Consider the following 18,792-nt stretch of genomic DNA (forward strand, 5'->3'; position numbering starts at 1 on the left):
TATCAAGGAAATAACAATGAAAACAAAGTCAGTATGTCTTACTTTTTTAGCACTTAGCCTCTCTGCTGGTGCGATTGCGAAGCCGCTTGTCATTGCGCATCGTGGTGCATCGGGCTACTTGCCTGAGCACACGCTAGAAGCCAAAGCACTTGCTTACGCAATGAAACCTGACTACATAGAGCAAGATGTGGTAATGACGAAAGATGACCAGTTGGTCGTGTTGCATGACCATTATCTCGATCGCGTAACGGATGTTGCGGAGCGTTTTCCTGATCGTGCACGTAAAGATGGTCGTTATTACGCGATTGATTTCACTCTGGCGGAAATCAAATCCTTGCGAGTAACTGAAGGCTTTAATATCGATGACAAAGGCAACAAAGTAGCGGGCTATCCAACCCGATTCCCTATGTGGAAATCTGATTTCACCGTGCCGACGTTTGCTGAAGAGATTGAGCTGATCCAAGGCTTAAACAAAACGCTGGGTTATGACATCGGTATTTACCCAGAAATTAAAGCGCCTTGGTTCCATCGTCATGAAGGTAAGGACATTTCTAAAGCAGTACTTAAAGTCTTGAAGCAGTACGGTTACGGCTCTCAAGACGACAAAGTCTACCTTCAATGTTTTGATGCGAATGAACTTCAACGCATCAACAATGAACTCATGCCTGCAATGGATATGGACTTAAAGCTCGTTCAGCTTATGGCTTACACGGACTGGAACGAAACTATGGTGTACAAAGGCGACAAGGCAACACCATACAGTTATGACTGGATGTTCGAAGCCGACGGAATGAAGAAAGTAGCGAGTTACGCGGAAGGAATTGGACCTTGGAAGCCGATGCTGGTGGATGATAAGTCAACCAAAGACAATATCATCATCAAGCCGTTGATGAAGGCTGCAAAAGACGCTGGCTTGCAAGTGCATCCATACACGTTCCGCGCCGATCCAGGACGCATTCCAGCGTACACTGACAGCTTTGAAGGCATGATGGATGTGTACTACAACCAAGTAAAAGTGGATGGTTTGTTTACTGATTTCCCAGATAAAGCGGTCAGCTTTTTAAATCAGTAATCACGCATTTTTCTTTAAGCTAAAAAATCCCCCAACAGTTTCCTGCTGGGGGATTTTTCTTAACTATTTATTAGTTGTTTTTATGCAGTTCGCTGTTCAGTTCAACCGCGCTCTTGTTTGCAAGACACTCGATTTGACCTGTTACAGAGTTACGACGGAACAGTAGGTCAGAAACACCTGCAAGATCGCGTGCTTTCACTACTTCTACTTCTTGGCCAGCAGAATCTAGCATGCGTACTTTAGAACCAGCAGTTACGTACAGACCTGATTCGATAGTACAACGGTCACCCATTGGGAAGCCAAGACCTGCGTTCGCGCCTAGTAGAGAGTTTTCACCGATAGAAACTACAACTTTACCGCCGCCAGATAGTGTGCCCATGATAGATGCGCCGCCGCCGATGTCAGAGCCGTTACCAACCACTACGCCAGCAGAGATACGACCTTCAACCATGCTCACGCCTGTTGTACCCGCGTTGAAGTTGATGAAGCCTTCGTGCATTACTGTTGTGCCTTCGCCAACGTGTGCGCCAAGACGTACGCGAGAAGTATCAGCGATACGAACGCCAGTTGGTACTACGTAGTCCACCATTTTAGGGAACTTGTCTACGCAATCTACGCTTAGTGCACGACCCGCTAGGCGAGCTTCAATTTGACGCTCTGCTAGTTCAGGTAGATCGATTGGACCTTCGTTAGTCCATGCGATGTTGTGCAGTAGACCGAAGATACCGTCTAGTACTGTGCCGTGTGGCTTAACTAGACGGTTAGAGATAAGTTGAAGTTTTAGGAAGCCTTCAGCAACACTTTGTGGCTGCTCGTCAGTTGCAAGGATAACCAGTACAAGTGGTTGTGCTGATTCTGCTGCTTTTGCTGCGAAAGATGCGTTTGCAGCATCGCCGTTTGCTTCAAATGCTGCTGCTAGTTCTGCGCTTTGTGCTGCAGAGATCTCGATAGCTTGGTTGCCTTGCTCATAACCTGCTACTGCTGCTAGTGCGTTAACAAGCGCTTCGCTTGGGTTAAGAACCGGGTTTGGGAAAAACGCTTCGATGATTTTGCCGTCGCGGTTTTTAGTTGCCGTACCAAAGGCTAGAGAGAAGAAAGCCATAGTTGATCTCCATGTGTTGAGTCTTGTGTCTCGTCTGTTCACTGACAAGAAATAATTAAGTTGTCAGTCATCATAAAGAGAGTATTGGGGAGTTTAAAGAGGGGAAATGGAGAAAGTCTGTAGATGGATACCTTTTGTCTTTTTAGAGATATGTTTGTCTGATGAGAAATGTGTCGCAAAAGCCTTATCAGACCGATTTGGGATAAAGACAAAGTGAAGTTGAAGAAGGGGGCTTAGCAAAAAATAAGGGGAGGGCCGAAGTCACTCCCCCTACACTGGGTTCGTTGGATTTACTGGCTTTGAATAGTAAAGCGATAAATCGACTTAGAGGCTTAGCTCACCGACCTCTACCGCAAGTGCAACCGTTGCACCTACCATTGGATTATTGCCCATACCGATGAAGCCCATCATTGCTACGTGTGCTGGTACTGAAGAGCTACCCGCGAATTGCGCATCGGCGTGCATGCGACCCATAGTGTCTGTCATGCCGTAAGATGCAGGACCAGCCGCCACGTTATCTGGGTGTAGAGTACGACCAGTACCACCACCTGATGCCACAGAGAAGTAAGGCATGCCTTCACGGTTACGCTCTGCTTTGTAGATACCTGCTACTGGGTGTTGGAAGCGAGTCGGGTTAGTTGAGTTACCAGTGATGCTCACATCCACTTGTTCTTTATGCATGATAGCCACGCCTTCACGCACATCGTCTGCACCGTAGCAAAGGATCTCACCACGTGGACCTTGGGAGAAACGGCGACGTTCTACTTCCACTAACTCACCAGTTTGGTAGTTGTACTGAGTGCGTACGTAAGTGAAACCATTGATGCGTGAGATGAGGTAAGCGGCGTCTTTACCCAAACCGTTCAGGATCACTTTCAACGGATTTTTGCGTGATTTGTTGACGTTCAATGCGATTTTGATTGCGCCTTCTGCCGCTGCGAATGACTCATGGCCCGCAAGGAAAGCGAAACAGCCACTTTCTTCATTCAATAGACGAGCCGCCAATGCACCGTGACCGATACCCACTCGGCGTTGTTCTGCTACGCTGCCTGGTTTTGTGCAGGCTTGAAGGCCTTCACCGATGATGTTTGCAGCTTCTTCTGCTGTTTTTGCTCCGCGGAAAATCGCCAAAGCAGTGCCTAGCGTGTAGGCATCGGCAGCGCTTTCAAACGCGATAGGTTGAGTGTCCATCACTAGTGCTTTAGGGTCGATACCACGATCCATACAGTATTGGTAAGCCTCTTCCAGAGAGGAAAGTTGCATTTCGTCTAATGTGCGACGTACAGATTCAGTAATTGGAGTGTTCATAATCTCTTTCCTCTTGGTGGCAATTATTGTTGGCGTGGGTTGATGGTAGTTACGGCTTCGTCAAAACGACCGTAAGTCCCCGTTGCTTTGTCTGCGGCTTCTGCAGCAGATACGCCTTCGTTGATGGCTTTCATCATCTTGCCGAGGTTGAGATATTGGTAACCAATCACTTCTTTGTTTTCGTCTAGCGCGAGTTTTGTTACGTAGCCTTCAGCCAACTCCATGTAACGCACGCCTTTTGCTTTAGTTGAGTAACTAGTACCCACTTGGCTACGTTGAGTTTGACCAAGGTCTTCCAGTGCCGCACCAATTTCCAAGCCGCCTTCAGAGAAAGCAGATTGAGTACGACCGTAAACAAATTGAAGGAAGATTTCGCGCATCGCGACGTTAATAGCATCACATACCAAGTCGGTATTCAGTGCTTCAAGAATGGTTTTGCCAGTTAGGATTTCTGCGGCCATCGCGGCTGATTGAGTCATGCCTGAACAGCCGATCGTTTCGATCAAAGCTTCTTCGATGATGCCGTTTTTGACGTTAAGAGTCAGTTTTGCTGCACCTTGTTGAGGAGCACAAGCACCAACGCCGTGGCTAAGACCAGAAATCGCGATAACGTCTTTTGGATTGATCATTGCGCCTTCAACAGGGATCGGTGCAGATGCATGAAGATCGCCGCGTTGAATCGGGCACATTGATTGGATTTCGTGTGAATATTGCATAATGTTTTCCCAGTGTATTTTTATTTTTGAGAAAACAGGAGCGGGGTTGGAGAAGAGTTGAATTGCTCACTACAGAACTCTCGCTTTCACAACATAAGCGAAAGCACTTCCAACAGGGCTGACCTGTTTTCGTTTCTGTAGGAGTCATTAGCTTTAACAGCGGTTCGAATCTTTCGATTCCGGTGGCACCCCATCACCGGACCCATTTAGACTAGATCTAAGTCACACTAATCTGCAACATGAAATTTAGAGCAATTTGGGATATTAAATCGGTTCTTTATATTCTCAGAGATATATGGAGATAAACGGAAGGAATAAAAAAACGCCGCATAATGCGACGTTTTTTCTAAACAAATGAGAGGCTTATGCAGCGTCTTCTTGTTCGCTATCTTCTTCAACAGCTTCAAGCTTCTTTGCTTTTTTTGGTGCAGGTTTACGTTTTGCACCCAGAGCGTAAAGCACTTCTTCTTTGTTTTGCGCAAGGAACATTGCAAGATCTTCTTGCTTACCTTCGTCTTCTAGAAGTTCACTTTTACCCAGCAGTGAGAATAACTCGTCTGCCATATCCAGCATTTTGTCGTATGCGTCAGCTTCCGCTTTAGAGGTAAAAGTCATTTTCTCTTCTCCATTGCGTTCTACCACGTACTTGACGATTACAGCCATGGTTGGTCCCCTAATTTGGTGTATTGATACTGGCTTTTTATACAGTTTTTGACCAATCAAGTCTAGCGACAAGCCTCAGAATGAGAGACACGTACAACTAACTGACTAGCATTTAAACTATCTTGGTTTCACTTTGCGGATTTATTCCCCAAAGGAAGGTTTGTTGGTCGCTCCCAATCTTGGCAAAATTCGATAAACGTTCTGAGCAATGGGCTTTGATATTTCTCTTTATGAACCAGTAACCAGAAGCGGCGCTTCATATCTAAAGGCATGTCGAGCAGTTTTACGCGGCCGTCACGAATAGCAGGTTCTGCAGACAAACGTGACAAGCAGCCCAAGCCTAACCCTGCCGATACTGAGTTGATCAACGCTTCGGTGGTATTGAGCTGAAAAGCTTCATGCCAATGTTCCAAGCGCGGCGCGACAACGCGCATAAAAAATTCGCGTGAACCAGATCCTGCCTCTCGCAATATCCATTCACTGTTTTCTAGCTCGGTTAAGTTTACTGGCCCTTCGTGCACGGCTGGGGAATCGGGCGCGCAAATCACGCACATTTCATCTTCGCTAAACTGGGTGGACTGCAATTCAGGGTGAAGTGTTTTGCCTTCAATGAGGGCTATGTCTAACTCGTAATCGGTCAGCATGTCGCAGATTTGTGCGGAGTTAGAAATGAACAGGCTTTGAGAACGATGGTTCGTTTGCTGACGAAATTCGCTAAGCAAATAGGGCGCGACTTGGTTGCCAATGGTGTCGCTGGCACCAATGCGAAGTTGGCCCGATAGCGCTTGGTCACCATCGAAAATGCTCTCGATGTCCTTGGCTCGGTTGAGTAATTCGTCCGCCAGTGGCAGCAGTTTTTGACCTTCTTGGTTCAAAATTAGTCGGTTATTAACACGATCAAACAAGTGATGGCCGATCTGTTTTTCTAATTCTGAGAGTGCCATGCTCACTGCGGCTTTCGATAAAAAGAGACTATCAGAAGCCGCTGTGAGCGTTTTGTGCTGCGTGATCGTCGTAAACACTTTCAGTTGTTTAAGAGAAATGTGACTTGCCATACCCCACCGTTAAGTAATTCTGAACGTTTGTTTTAAATAATTAGATATATCGGAACGAAGTGCAAGCGTATTATACGTCCCATCAAGAGTGAGTCTGGTTGAGGTCATCATGATTCAAAGAACAAAAGCAAAAATAATGGGAGCGCCAACTCCAATGGCGGGTTTGGCTCTTGGTATTGCAAGCTTGGGCTGGAGTTGGGAAAACTTCGCCGAATTACATGGCTACGGACAGTGGATTAGTGCGGGTATCGCAAGCATATTGTTGGCTATATTGGCAACCAAGTTTTTGCTACATAATCATCTGTTGAGACAAGATCTTGCTCATCCGGTTGTGGGCAGCGTGGTTCCGACATTTGCGATGGGCACTATGGTGGTATCGAACTCTCTCGGCCATTTTTACCCATTAGCTGGCGATGCGCTTTGGCTGATTGCGGTGGTTTTGCACATCGTGTTCTTGGTGAGCTTTGTTTACCATCGCGCCAAAGATTTTGAATTGCACCACATGGTTCCTAGTTGGTTTGTACCGCCTGTGGGTATCATCGTTGCAGATGTGTCTTTCTCTGGCAACCCGATGTTAGCACCAGTGGCACAAGGTGCATTGATGTTCGGTATGGTGGCGTACGCGATCATGTTGCCGATGATGATTTACCGTTTCATGTTTACCCATGAAATTCCGGATGCAGCGAAACCAACAATGGCAATCATGGCAGCGCCAGCAAGTCTATCATTGGCAGGGTACTTAACGGTCACTGCGACACCATCACCAGTGATCATCGCTATGCTATTTGGTATCGCGGTATTGATGACAGCCATCATTTACCTCGCATTCTTTAAATTGCTTAGACTGCCATTTAGCCCAGGCTATGCGGCGTTCACTTTCCCGATGGTGATCGGTGCGACGGCGCTGTTTAAAATGGCCAATTGGATGGAGTTGCAAGGATTGGCTGCGCACTATGTTCAACAAGTGCGCGGCTTAGCTGGTCTTGAGTTGATTGTGGCAACATTTGTTGTCTCTTATGTGGCCTTACAATACATCAACAACTTGTTGATTCAGCCACGCTTGATGCACGCTCATCACGCTTAAATAGCAGATAGGAAAAAGCCTCTTGGTCTTACAACCAAGAGGCTTTTTTATTTCAATCGGCGTCGATGTTGGACGCTAGCCTTTTTTGTAAAATCGCGACATCTCATCCAGAGAATGACGAATGATATCGACAGGAACTTTCTGTTCTTTCTCGACTTTTAACTGGCGATTCAGTTGCTGAGAGTGCCCGCCAGGGTTGACCACAAGCATCAGTTCTTTGCCGACCAATGCATAGTTGTAGTAGCTGCCTGCAATATACCAATCGCGAGAGGCAGAGCTATCAAACAAGTTATGACCAACGCTGTATGAACTCGTTGTTCCTTGAACGTCAAACAGCGTATTCATCATGGTTGGCACGACGTCAAAATGGGTCGTGCGGTAATCAACTTGCTCTGGCTGACGATTTGGCATGTACACGTAAAGAGGCACATGTACTTGAACGTCACTGTAGTTACCCGTGTGGCCCCAATAGTTCATCTTATGGTCATTAAACTCTTCACCATGATCTGATGAAATCACCACAATGGTATTGTCTAAGTCGACGTTTTTCAGCACATCACCAATCAAGCTATCGATGTAGTACAACGAGTTCTTGTATCGATTATGGTAAAGCGAAGCGTCAAAATCGTTGTTGAGCAAAATGTGGTCAACGCGTTCCCAGTATGGTTTGAATTTCGCAAATTCAGGTTCGGGAAACACCGTGCCGTGGGCGGCATCGTAGAACAGAAAACCAAAGTACGGCTTGTCGCTATCCTGCTTTTGGAACTCGATGAACTTGTCTGTTATCTGCTGATCGCGCTCGACAGCTGTTTCCCCAGTTTGTTTCAGGGTCAAGTCCGACACTTTTTTGAATACCGTGCGAGAAAGTGGCGGGCTGGTGAGCGGTGCCGAGCCAAAAATGCCCATGCGGTAGCCTTCTGCTTGCAGCGTATCCATAAAAACAGGAGAGCGTTGACTTGCGTAAAAGCTTTCCCAGTAGGTCGCTGGCAAGCTGTAAAACAGGCTGAAAATACCCGCTTGAGTTGAGTTGCCGCCGCTCATATGTTGTGTGAAATTCACCGTTTTTTCGGCGAACTTGCTGACATTTGGCATGACTTCCGGCGTCGCATCACTGTAGCGCCACGCGTCAACCAAGATAAACAAGACATTGGGCTGTTTCTCTTTGCTTTGCACTTGAATCGGCGCAAGCGGATAGTTGAGTGAGCTACGTTCAATGTTGGTTAACTCTACGCGGTTCTTCGATGCAATGTTCTCATCCACTAGGTCGTGTTTGTAAATAAATTTACGAGCCGTCAGCGGGTAGTAAAGTGGCCAGTTATTCGAAAACTGACTGACTTCATCGTCGTAAAGTGCGTTTTTGTACGCATGAATCATCTGCGTGCTAAGCAATACAGCAAACCAGACGCTGATCAAAACGAACTTAGCTCGGCTTTGTGCCAGTTGATTACTTACCCAAACGGTACAAGCGAGCCCGATCACCAGAACGGCAATTTCACTGATGAAGATTAGCCAACTCATCCACGAAATATCGAAGACATCACCACCACCTTCGAAAAACATACGGATTAATAGAGCGTTGATGTGAAGTTTGTATTGCTGAAAAACGAGGATATCGACTTTAAACATGATCAATAGACAGATCGCGATAGCGATCACGATACCTTTGAATGCTCGAGTCGGTAGAAAAGAGAGCAATAAACTCAACAACATAAATGGAAGAGCGATCAAGCCCAGCCAGCCATATTGAGTCGAAACCAAATAGTAACCTTGCAACAAGGTTAGCGGTTCATTCTGATTGTTAGACAACACAAAAGGATAACAAGCGATCGACAGGTACACTGCAAAGCAAGCAAAAAAAGCAATCAGCCAAGCGCTGTTGGAAGACAGTTTGCGAAACATACTTTTTGTTTGTTTATAAATTATGGGTAGAGGGAGTATAAAACAGTGTTTTTTATTATGGAATAGTTGCGACGAATGTCACATTTTGTATGGAAGTGTCAGACTTGATTGACATGTGAAAATTCAGAAGATTCATACTCTATTTGAGTGATATATAACCTTTTGTTTTTTCCGAACGCGAGATCACTGCGGGTTTAAATGGGGCTGTGCTAAGCTAGCTAACAGTTTCAATCGGCGCTCGGTATTCCCAATTTGTTTACTGTTTATCACTCCAACCAAGTTGACGTTCTTAAATCACTCCTTGTCGAACTGATTCGAATCAGTCCGCTGGAAAACCCGTTCGAAAAAGAACAAATTCTGGTTCAAAGTCCGGGCATGTCCCAGTGGCTAAAAATGGAATTGGCCAAAGAGTTTGGTGTTGCCGCGAACATTGATTTTCCGCTCCCTGCTACTTTCATTTGGGAAATGTTTACGCAGGTGTTGCCAGACGTGCCAAAACGCAGTGCGTTTAACAAAGAAGCGATGACTTGGAAGTTGATGCATCTGCTGCCGGGGCTTCTCAACCAAGACGTGTTTTCGCCGTTAGCGCAGTACCTCAAAGATGACAGTGATCACTCTAAGCTGTATCAACTGGCTGAGAAAATTGCCGATATTTTCGATGGTTACTTGGTGTATCGTCCGGAGTGGATCGCAAGTTGGGAAGCAGGGCAGAGTGTGCCAGAGCTGGAAGATGAGCATCCGTGGCAGCCGATCTTATGGCAAGCGTTGTATGATCACACTGTGTCATTAGGACAGTCTCCATATCACCGTGCCAACCTTTATGAGCACTTTATCGACACGTTAGAGAGTTTTAACGGCAATTTTGACCATTTACCCAAGCGTTTGTTTGTTTTTGGCATTTCTTCGTTGCCGCCTCGCTATATGGATGCGCTAAAAGCAATTGGTGAACACATCGACGTGCATCTGATGTTCACCAACCCGTGTCGTTATTACTGGGGTGAAGTTCGAGATCGCAAATATCTGGCTCGTTTGGCGGCGAAACATCGTCAGCACGTTGTGTGGCAGGACGATCACTCGGAAGTGCAAGGTGAAACTGAGCAACTGAAAGGATCACTGGAAGATAATGTGATCGATGAGCTGCACACCGATGTGGTCGGAAACAGTCTGTTGGCATCCATGGGTAAACTCGGGCGCGACAATATGTATCTGTTGTCTCAGCTGGAATCTCATGAAATTGAAGCCTTTGTTGATGTTGAGCGCGACAGTCTGCTCCATCAATTGCAAGCGGATATTCTCAATCTTGAAGAACATCAAGATGACCAACAGATTGAAAACAGTCATCACAAACAAGTGGTTAGCTTGGGTGATAAATCACTGAGCCTACACGCTTGTCACAGCCCGATGCGTGAAGTGGAAGTGCTGCATGATCAACTGTTGGCGATGTTCGATGCTGACCCAACGTTAAAACCGCGCGATATTATCGTGATGGTCGCGGACATCAACGCTTACAGCCCTGCGATTCAGGCGGTCTTTGGTAACGCGCCGGGTGAGCGTTTTATTCCATATTCGATTTCTGACCGAACCGCCGATCAAGAGAGCCCAATTCTGGCCGCATTTATGCAGTTGGTGAACTTACCCAATACGCGCTGTTTGGCCTCAGAACTACTCGAACTTCTGGAAACTCCAGCGATATTAAAGCGTTTTGAACTCAGCGAAGATGATTTTTTACAAGCCAAACAATGGGTTGAGGAATCGGGGATTCGCTGGGGATTGGACGCCAATACCGGATGCGAATTTGAACTGCCGGAAACCCGTCAAAACACATGGCAATTTGGTATTCAACGAATGTTGCTTGGCTACGCGATGCCAGAATCCGCAGGTTTGTTTGAAACCGAGCAAGGCAGTTTGTCTCCGTACAACGAAGTACAAGGCATGGGCGCAGAGCTGGCGGGCAAGTTGGCACACTTTATCCAACAAATTAGCACTTATCGAAGCAAACTTTCTCATGTTCAGACTATTGATGGTTGGCGAGAGACTTTAGTTTTACTGCTGGATGACTTCTTCTCAGTTGAGTTAGAAGGCGAAATGGCGCTCAAATCCATTCGCGATACGCTCAGCCAACTCAAAGAGCAATTAGCTGATGCCGCATTTGATGATGCGTTATCGCCGTCGATCATCAGCCAATACCTTCAAAACAAATTATCTGGCACACGAGTCAGCCAGCGCTTCCTTGCTGGTCAAGTGAACTTTTGTACCCTGATGCCGATGCGCTCTATTCCGTTTAGAACTGTTTGTCTGTTGGGGATGAATGACGGCGTGTATCCGCGCTCCATGCCGCCAGAAGGCTTTGACTTGATGACAGGAAGAACCAAACCGGGCGACCGTTCGCGCCGAGATGATGACCGTTACCTATTCCTCGAAGCGATGTTGTCTGCACAGCAAACGCTCTACATCAGTTATGTTGGTCGTTCAATCCAAGATAACACCGAGCGAGTGCCTTCGGTTCTGGTTTCTGAGCTGATGGAATACTGTCACCAAAACTATTGTTTAAGTGGTGATGAAGCGTTGCCCGTTGATGAGTCTGGCGACAACTTATTAAATGCGTTGGTGAATACCCACGCCATGGTGCCGTTTAGCCCGAGTGCGTTCCAAGGCATGCACGCCAGCTACGCGAAAGAGTGGATTCCAGCGGCATTGACTCAAAGTAGTCAATCGCAAGGCTATGTTCGTCGTGATTTTAATCGGGCATTAGACGACTATCTGTTAGGAGCGACGTTCCCACTTGAGCTCGACTTAGTCGAGTTGCAACGTTTCTGGCGCTTACCTGTGCAGTATTTTTTCAATCGTCGTTTAAAAGTAATCTTTGAACCGCCACTGCCGGTGATGGAAGACGACGAACCCTTTGTTTTAGGTGGTTTGGAAAGCTATCAAATGCGTGATGAGCTGTTAGAAACCTTGCTTGAAACGACATTGATGCAGCCAGAGAAAAAAACAGAGGTGCTTAAACACTTTATGAGTCAACAGCGCGCGCAAGGCAAACTGCCGGTGGGGGCGTTTGGTTATATCGAGTTTGAAACCAACCGAGTTCAGGCGGAAGAGCTGGTGGACAAACTGGCGTTTTTATCTGGTGCGCCTCAAGACGATTTGGAAATCGACCTGACGTTTGATTCCTTGTTTGAGCGAAATGAAGGCGAAGAGAAAAACGTTCGCCTAACAGGTTGGCTAACTCAATGCTACCAATCCGGTTTGATTCGCTATCGAAGCGGTAAGATTCGATCGCAGGATTACCTTGCAGCGTGGATCGATCACCTTGCCATGTCGGCGTCGGGTCATGCTAAGAAAACTCACATCATTGGTTACGATCGTAAAGAAGGCGCGCTGCATTTGATCTACCCAGAAATTGCCGATGCTCAGTATGCCAAACAGCTACTGACTGAATTAGTTCGCTTATTCTTCGAAGGCATGACTAAGCCTTTGCCTTATTTCCCGAAAACGGCGTTGGCTTGTGTTGAAGCGGGCTTTAGCCGTGGTCAGTGGGTCGATGACGAAGAGAAATCTTTGAAGAAAATGGCTGACGCATTCAATGATGGCTTCATGAGCCCGGGCGAAGGCAGTAATGCGTACATCTCTCGAATTTGGCCTGCTTGGAATGATGAGTTGGCCTCAGAAGTTCGTTTGCTGACAGCATTAGTTTTGCAAGGTGCGCGCTTAGCGGTTCAAGACACTGATGACGTAAAAGCGTAATAAAGACAGTTGGATAAAGAGAAGGAAGAGTAGGGTGGCCGCCAGAAAATCATTATTTTTTGTAGGGCGTTCGCTGTACGGCCACAAGGTCAGAGGGACCATGATACTTTTGTTTAATTCATTTGAGTTGTGCCGCCAAAAGGTTTGGCTTATCTCGTGGGGCGCATACTAACGGTACGTCTTATGGATAACCGTGAGAAAGATCTCACAAAGCTCTAAATTATCCAACTTGTTAAACATATTAATAGAATTTTTAACTATAGATCACATTTATTAGGTGATACGTCCTAGTAAATAATCCGGAGAGATTCAGCGTTATGGATCAAATGTCAGGTGCAGAGTGTCCTCTACATACGTTAGACCGCACAGAGCAACCTCAACCAACGCCACTAGAACCGATGACGTTTCCTCTGCATGGTGCGAGGTTAATCGAGGCATCAGCAGGTACAGGTAAAACCTTCACTATTGCAGGTTTATATCTGCGCCTTTTGCTTGGTCACGGCAGCGCGGAAACTCGGCATCGCGTACCGCTTACGGTCGACCAAATTCTGGTCGTAACCTTTACCGAAGCGGCAACTGCGGAATTACGCGATCGTATCAGGGCAAGAATCCATGATGCGCGAATCGCGTTTGCGCGTGGACAGAGTTCCGATCCGGTGATCCAACCTTTGCTTAATGAGTTTGACGATCACAAGCAAGCCGCAGAAATTTTATTGCAGGCAGAGCGTCAGATGGACGAGGCGGCGGTCTACACCATTCACGGTTTTTGCCAACGTATGCTAACGCAAAATGCGTTTGAATCTGGCAGCCGATTTAATAACGAGTTTGTGACCGATGAAAGTCACCTAAAAGCGCAAGTTGTAGCCGATTACTGGCGTCGCAATTTCTACCCGTTGCCGTTTACCTTGGCTGGGGAAATTCGCCAGCTATGGAGCTCTCCATCTGCGTTGTTGTCTGACATCAGCAATTACTTAACTGGTGCGCCGTTAAGCCTTTCTGTTCCTGCAATGAAAGGCAGTTTGGCTGATCTTCATACTGAAAACTTGAAAAAAATTGATGAATTAAAAGCACAGTGGCGAGAAAGCCAAGATGACTTCTTCACGCTGATTTCAGATTCAGATATTAACAAACGCAGCTACACCAAAAAGTCTCTGCCGACGTGGTTGGAGGCGGTAAACGCTTGGGCAGCAACGGAAACCACAGGTTACGATTATCCAGACAAGCTGGAGAAATTCGCGCAAAACGTCTTGTTGGAAAAAACACCGAAAGGCAGTGCGCCGCAGCACGCGGTATTTGAAGCCATTGAAACATTTCTTGCCAATCCAATCAGCTTAAAAGCGCCACTGCTTGCGCATGCGATTGAGCATTGTCGTGTGATGCTGGCCAACGCGAAAAATCAAAAACAGTGGCTCTCTTTCGATGATTTGCTGACGCAACTTTCTGCTTCTATCGATACGGACGAAAGCGAGCTTTTAGCGGCGCGTATTCGTACTTTGTATCCTGTCGCAATGATTGACGAGTTCCAAGATACCGACCCGCTTCAATACAGTATTTTCAGCCGTATTTATCTGAGCAACCCGGAATGTGGTTTGTTTATGATCGGGGACCCCAAGCAGGCGATTTATGGCTTTCGTGGCGCAGACATTTTCACCTATATCAAAGCGCGTAACCAAGTAAGTGCCCACTACACGTTAGGAACCAACTGGCGTTCTAGCGCAGATATGGTGCAGGCGGTAAACCAAGTATTTGCTTTGCCAGACAGTCCATTTATCTATGATTCGGACATCCCGTTCTTACCTGTAAAATACAGTCCCAATGCCGAAAAACGCATTTGGACTATGGGTGGTCAAAAGCAACCCGCGCTGACTTATTGGTTGCAAGAAGCAGACGATAAACCGCTACCAAAAGGCGAGTATTTGACTCGAATGGCGGAGGCGACCGCAAGCCAAATCCAAACCATTTTGACGCAGGCTCAACAGGGGCAAGCGTGTCTGGCGAATGGCGAAAAACAGAAAGCGGTTCAAGCGGGCGATATCGCGGTGTTGGTTCGAACAGGTAGTGAAGGTCGAATGATCAAACAAGCGTTGGCTGATCAAGGCATTGCCAGCGTGTACCTGTCTAACCGAGACAGTGTGTTTACCAGTTCAGTGGCGCAGGATTTACAGCGTTTGCTGCAAGCGGTGCTGACGCCAGAAAATGACCGTGCGCTGCGTGCAAGTCTTGCCTCTGAGCTGTTTGCCCTCGACGCAGCAAGTTTGGATGCGCTTAATAACGATGAAGTGGTGTGGGAAAACGCCGTAAACGAATTCAAAGAATATCGCAAACTTTGGGTTCAACGTGGTGTGCTGCCGATGTTGCGCGCGGTGATCAGCAAACGCCATATTGCCGAGCGATTACTAGAAGAAGGCGCGAGTTCACAGGGTGAGAATGGTGAGCGAGTACTTACCGATTTAATGCACATTGGTGAACTGCTTCAACAAGCCAGTAATGAACTGGATAGTGACCACGGTCTGCTGCGTTGGCTCGCTCAGTCTATCAGTGATGCGGAAAACGGTTTGGGTGGCAGTGATGACCAAATCCAACGTTTAGAATCGGAACGTAACTTAGTGCAGATCGTAACTATTCACAAATCAAAAGGCTTGGAGTATGACCTCGTATTTCTGCCGTTTGTGTTCAGCTATCGAGAAGCCAGCGAAGCCAAATATTACGATGCAGCCAATGACCGCACGGTACTGGATATCACAGGCAACGATGCGTCCATGAAGCAAGCGGATAAAGAGCGTTTGGCGGAAGACTTACGCTTGATATACGTGGCACTAACGCGAGCTGTGTATGCGTGTTTTATTGGAGCCTCACCTTTGCGCAATGGCCGTTCGACCAAAGAGCCAACTGGCGTACACCGCAGTGCGATTGGCTATTTGATTCAGAATGGTCAAGAAGGTGGCATCAACGATTTGCACCAAGGTTTAACAAAGCAACAAGACGAGCTTGATTGTGTCGTTGTGACCGATCCGCCGCAGCAACTCGAAGACAAGTACGTAGCGCCACAAGAAGAAGTACACGATCTTAGTGCGAAAGAACTGCAAAACCCTATCGACAGAAACTGGCGCATCACCAGTTACTCTGGCTTGGTCAAGCAAGGTTCTCATCACGCCGAGCATGATGCCACGATTGAGATTACGGGTTTTGATATCGACTCATCTGAAGAACAAGACGAAGCGGATTTGGTGGAGCCAGAGCGTTCTATTTTTACCTTCCCTCGTGGTGCGCGTCCGGGTACGTTCCTGCACAGCCTGTTTGAGGAAATTGAATTTACTCAGCCAGCCACGACGGAAGAGAATACACAAATCATCCTTGGCTTGATGGAAAGCGAACAGCTCGATGAAGAGTGGTTGCCCATTTTACAGCAATTGATTGATACCGTACTCGCAACGCCGTTGGATGGTAAGTCTTTGCTGCTGAATCAAAAAGCACCGTCGCAACGTTTGGTGGAGATGGAATTTTTGCTGCCGATTGAAGTGTTGTCTGCACCGGCGTTAAACCGAGTCATTCAACGTCACGATCCGTTGTCGGCGAAAGCGGGTGATTTAGGTTTCCAAACCGTGCAAGGCATGCTCAAAGGTTTTATCGACTTGGTGTTTGAACATCAAGGTAAATACTACGTGCTTGACTGGAAATCGAATCATCTTGGCGACGATGTGACGCACTACCATGGTGAGGCTCTGAAATCGGCGATGGCGGATCACCGCTACGATTTGCAGTACCAGATTTATGCGTTAGCACTGCATCGTTTCCTACGCAGCCGATTGGCGAATTATCAATATGAGCAGCACTTCGGTGGCGTGTATTACTTGTTCTTGCGCGGTATGGATGGGCAGAGTGACCACGGCATTTTTGCCGCGAAACCAACCTTAGAGTTCTTACAAGAGATGGATCGTTTGATTGATGGTCAAGCACTTGAAACGCGCTCAACTCAAGCCGGGCAGATGGAGCTACTTTAATGACGACAAATCGCAATCTTCATTCTGGCCAAGATAGTCTATTGGTAGTGCTGGAACGCTTGGCGCACAAAGGTGCTATTCGTCAGCTCGACTACCAATTCGCCTGTTTTATTGATTCTCAAACGCATGATGAACAGTCGGACAGTCAAGCATTGGCGTTTATCGCGGGTGTTGTCAGTAGTGAGCTTGGCAAAGGACATATCTGTCTGTCTCTGTTCGATGCACAAGGGCAATCTACGGATTTAGCCAGTAAGCTAGGGCTGTTTGGTGAGTCGGCATTGGCGCTCAACACACAGTTGCAAGACATAGACTGGATTCAAGTATTAAAAAATTCCACCGTGGTCGGCGCGCAAGGAGAAGCCTTGCCGCTGATGTTCGATGGCGAGCGTCTGTATCTGCACCGCTATTGGCATTATGAAGTGACACTGGCGGAAAAGCTCAATCAGTTGGGCGCCGCAGTTAACTTGCAACCACAAGAGTTTGTGCGATTATCCGAGTTGCTCAACCATCTGTTCGCACGCCAATACCATTTTCTGTTTAACGCGTTGGGCAAAGCAGTAGAAGCGGGAAGCAGCAACCAAGTGTTACGTCAACAATTGGTGTGTGATCACCTTGATGTGGTCGCAAGCGAATCGTTGGATTGGCACGCCATTGATTCCGTGCTTAGCAATGCGCGCAAGGTTCAGGATTTGCATCAACTGGATGAGCTGGTGCCACTTTCAGCTTGTGTGAACTGGCAAAAAGTCGCGGCGGCGGTTGCGTTAACTCGTCGATTTGCTGTGATTTCTGGTGGCCCTGGTACGGGTAAAACGACGACAGTAACCAAATTGCTTGCTGCTTTGATTGAACAGGCGACACACGAGAAAAATCTAACCATCAAGCTGGTGGCCCCGACGGGGAAAGCGGCGGCGCGATTAACCGAGTCCATTGGTAAAGCAGTGCAAGAACTGCCAGTTTCTCCGGAGCTAAAAGCCAAAATTCCGACTGAATCGAGTACTTTACATCGGTTGCTGGGCGCGATTCCTAATAGCGCAGAATTTCGTCACAACAAGCAAAATCCACTGCATTTGGATATTTTGGTTATCGACGAAGCGTCGATGGTCGATTTGCCAATGATGTACAAAGTGGTCGATGCCTTACCGAAACATGCGCGGCTGATTTTGCTAGGTGATAAAGACCAACTTGCCTCAGTTGAAGCAGGGGCAGTGTTGGGTGATATCTGTTCGTTCCATGCATTGGGTTATGGCAAAGAGCAGGCGTCAGCCATCGCAAAACTGGCGGGTTTCGATACTTTAGCCCATACAGGTACCAGTGCATCTAGCATTGCTGATAGTTTATGTATGCTGCAAAAGAGCTACCGATTTGACGCTCGCTCAGGCATTGGTCAGTTGGCAAAAGCGGTTAACTCAGGTTCTGCTGCGAGCGTAGATAACGTCTGGGCGCGTGACTTTTCTGACATCGAACATTTCGCGCTAAGTAGTCAACATTACAACCAAATGATGCAGACGTTGGTGCAGGAATACGGTCGTTACCTCAAACGCATTGGACAACAGGAAACTGATCCTAAAACCGGAGAGCTAGAGTCGCTAACGCACAAAGCCAAAGCGGTGTTAGATACCTTCAACCAATGCCGATTGCTGTGCGCGATCCGTGAAGGTGACTTCGGTGTGGCTGGGCTAAACCAACGCATCGAGAAAGCGCTTGCGGCGCGCAAGTTAATTCAAGTTCAGGATGAAATTTGGTATCACGGCAGACCTGTCATGGTTACGCGTAATGATCACGGTTTAGGTTTGTATAACGGTGATATTGGTATTTGTATGCGAGATGACAGTGAAGAAGAACCGCGTTTGAAAGTCTTTTTCGAGTTACCTGACGGCAGTGTGAAATCGGTCTTGCCAAGCCGAGTACCTGAACATGAAACGGCTTACGCCATGACCATCCATAAATCGCAAGGCAGTGAATTTGATTACACCCTGATGATTTTGCCACCAGACTTTAGCCCGATATTAACCCGTGAGTTGATTTACACAGGCATTACCCGCGCGAAAAAGCGTTTAGCTCTTTACGCCGAGCTCAATGTTCTGAAGCGAGGCATTAAGGTGAAAACCACTCGCGCGAGTGGGTTAGTAAAGCGGCTTACCAACTAAA

The 18,792-nt window shown here is 47.2% G+C and carries 11 protein-coding genes and 1 riboswitch; of the genes, 5 read left to right on the forward strand and 6 right to left on the reverse strand.

The genetic code is table 11. The annotated features are described in order from the left end of the window. Positions 1-16 precede the first annotated feature (16 nt). Positions 17-1,072, forward strand: coding sequence for a glycerophosphodiester phosphodiesterase (glpQ, locus tag R7070_RS11925; protein ID WP_053304091.1), 1,056 nt, complete (start codon positions 17-19; stop codon positions 1,070-1,072). A 70-nt stretch (positions 1,073-1,142) separates the two neighbouring features. Here glpQ and dapD read toward each other — a convergent pair whose 3' ends face one another. From dapD to R7070_RS11950, 5 genes are all read right to left on the reverse strand, one after another. Further along, positions 1,143-2,174, reverse strand: a complete 1,032-nt coding sequence (dapD, locus tag R7070_RS11930; RefSeq protein WP_042521367.1) for a 2,3,4,5-tetrahydropyridine-2,6-dicarboxylate N-succinyltransferase — start codon at positions 2,172-2,174, stop codon at positions 1,143-1,145. Between the two features lie 324 nt (positions 2,175-2,498). Further along, complete coding sequence (locus R7070_RS11935; protein WP_009707468.1) at positions 2,499-3,482, reverse strand: GGGtGRT protein; 984 nt, start codon at positions 3,480-3,482, stop codon at positions 2,499-2,501. A 23-nt stretch (positions 3,483-3,505) separates the two neighbouring features. Next, the gene (locus R7070_RS11940; protein WP_005386501.1) at positions 3,506-4,198 is read right to left on the reverse strand and encodes an iron-sulfur cluster assembly scaffold protein; all 693 of its coding nucleotides are present in this window, start codon (positions 4,196-4,198) and stop codon (positions 3,506-3,508) included. Between the two features lie 131 nt (positions 4,199-4,329). Further along, positions 4,330-4,405: riboswitch (Fluoride riboswitch) on the reverse strand. 156 nt (positions 4,406-4,561) lie between these two features. Further along, positions 4,562-4,861 (reverse strand): YebG family protein, encoded by a 300-nt coding sequence (locus tag R7070_RS11945; RefSeq protein ID WP_005380208.1) that lies wholly within the window; start codon positions 4,859-4,861, stop codon positions 4,562-4,564. 128 nt (positions 4,862-4,989) lie between these two features. Next, positions 4,990-5,916, reverse strand: a complete 927-nt coding sequence (locus R7070_RS11950) for a LysR substrate-binding domain-containing protein (RefSeq protein ID WP_047102633.1) — start codon at positions 5,914-5,916, stop codon at positions 4,990-4,992. A gap of 109 nt (positions 5,917-6,025) precedes the next feature. Here R7070_RS11950 and R7070_RS11955 point away from each other — a divergent pair, with 109 nt between their 5' ends. Next, positions 6,026-7,000 (forward strand): TDT family transporter, encoded by a 975-nt coding sequence (locus R7070_RS11955; RefSeq protein WP_031779038.1) that lies wholly within the window; start codon positions 6,026-6,028, stop codon positions 6,998-7,000. 75 nt (positions 7,001-7,075) lie between these two features. Here R7070_RS11955 and R7070_RS11960 read toward each other — a convergent pair whose 3' ends face one another. Continuing rightward, on the reverse strand, positions 7,076-8,899 hold the full coding sequence (locus R7070_RS11960) for a DUF3413 domain-containing protein (protein ID WP_047102631.1): 1,824 nt from the start codon (positions 8,897-8,899) through the stop codon (positions 7,076-7,078). A gap of 252 nt (positions 8,900-9,151) precedes the next feature. On the opposite strand from R7070_RS11960, the gene recC reads away from it, so the two are divergent. The 3 genes from recC to recD all read left to right on the forward strand — a co-directional run bounded on the left by recC (position 9,152) and on the right by recD (position 18,791). Beyond that, the gene (gene recC, locus R7070_RS11965; RefSeq protein WP_225466432.1) at positions 9,152-12,643 is read left to right on the forward strand and encodes an exodeoxyribonuclease V subunit gamma; all 3,492 of its coding nucleotides are present in this window, start codon (positions 9,152-9,154) and stop codon (positions 12,641-12,643) included. A 326-nt stretch (positions 12,644-12,969) separates the two neighbouring features. Then, on the forward strand, positions 12,970-16,644 hold the full coding sequence (recB, locus tag R7070_RS11970) for an exodeoxyribonuclease V subunit beta (RefSeq protein ID WP_225466464.1): 3,675 nt from the start codon (positions 12,970-12,972) through the stop codon (positions 16,642-16,644). After that, on the forward strand, positions 16,644-18,791 hold the full coding sequence (gene recD / locus R7070_RS11975; protein WP_225466433.1) for an exodeoxyribonuclease V subunit alpha: 2,148 nt from the start codon (positions 16,644-16,646) through the stop codon (positions 18,789-18,791). Before recB ends, recD begins: the two co-directional genes overlap by 1 nt. Position 18,792 lies beyond the last annotated feature (1 nt).

It is taken from the genome of Vibrio sp. 1557 (genome assembly GCF_033340175.1).
GTDB classification, from domain to species: Bacteria; Pseudomonadota; Gammaproteobacteria; order Enterobacterales; family Vibrionaceae; genus Vibrio; species Vibrio alginolyticus.

Coding starts and splice junctions, on each gene's coding strand:
- recD (WP_225466433.1), top strand. CDS start 16,644: ATGACGACAAATCGCAATCTTCATTCTGGCCAAGATAGTCTATTGGTA.
- R7070_RS11940 (WP_005386501.1), bottom strand. CDS start 4,198: ATGCAATATTCACACGAAATCCAATCAATGTGCCCGATTCAACGCGGC.
- R7070_RS11945 (WP_005380208.1), bottom strand. CDS start 4,861: ATGGCTGTAATCGTCAAGTACGTGGTAGAACGCAATGGAGAAGAGAAA.
- R7070_RS11950 (WP_047102633.1), bottom strand. CDS start 5,916: ATGGCAAGTCACATTTCTCTTAAACAACTGAAAGTGTTTACGACGATC.
- recB (WP_225466464.1), top strand. CDS start 12,970: ATGTCAGGTGCAGAGTGTCCTCTACATACGTTAGACCGCACAGAGCAA.
- R7070_RS11955 (WP_031779038.1), top strand. CDS start 6,026: ATGATTCAAAGAACAAAAGCAAAAATAATGGGAGCGCCAACTCCAATG.
- R7070_RS11960 (WP_047102631.1), bottom strand. CDS start 8,899: ATGTTTCGCAAACTGTCTTCCAACAGCGCTTGGCTGATTGCTTTTTTT.
- dapD (WP_042521367.1), bottom strand. CDS start 2,174: ATGGCTTTCTTCTCTCTAGCCTTTGGTACGGCAACTAAAAACCGCGAC.
- glpQ (WP_053304091.1), top strand. CDS start 17: ATGAAAACAAAGTCAGTATGTCTTACTTTTTTAGCACTTAGCCTCTCT.
- R7070_RS11935 (WP_009707468.1), bottom strand. CDS start 3,482: ATGAACACTCCAATTACTGAATCTGTACGTCGCACATTAGACGAAATG.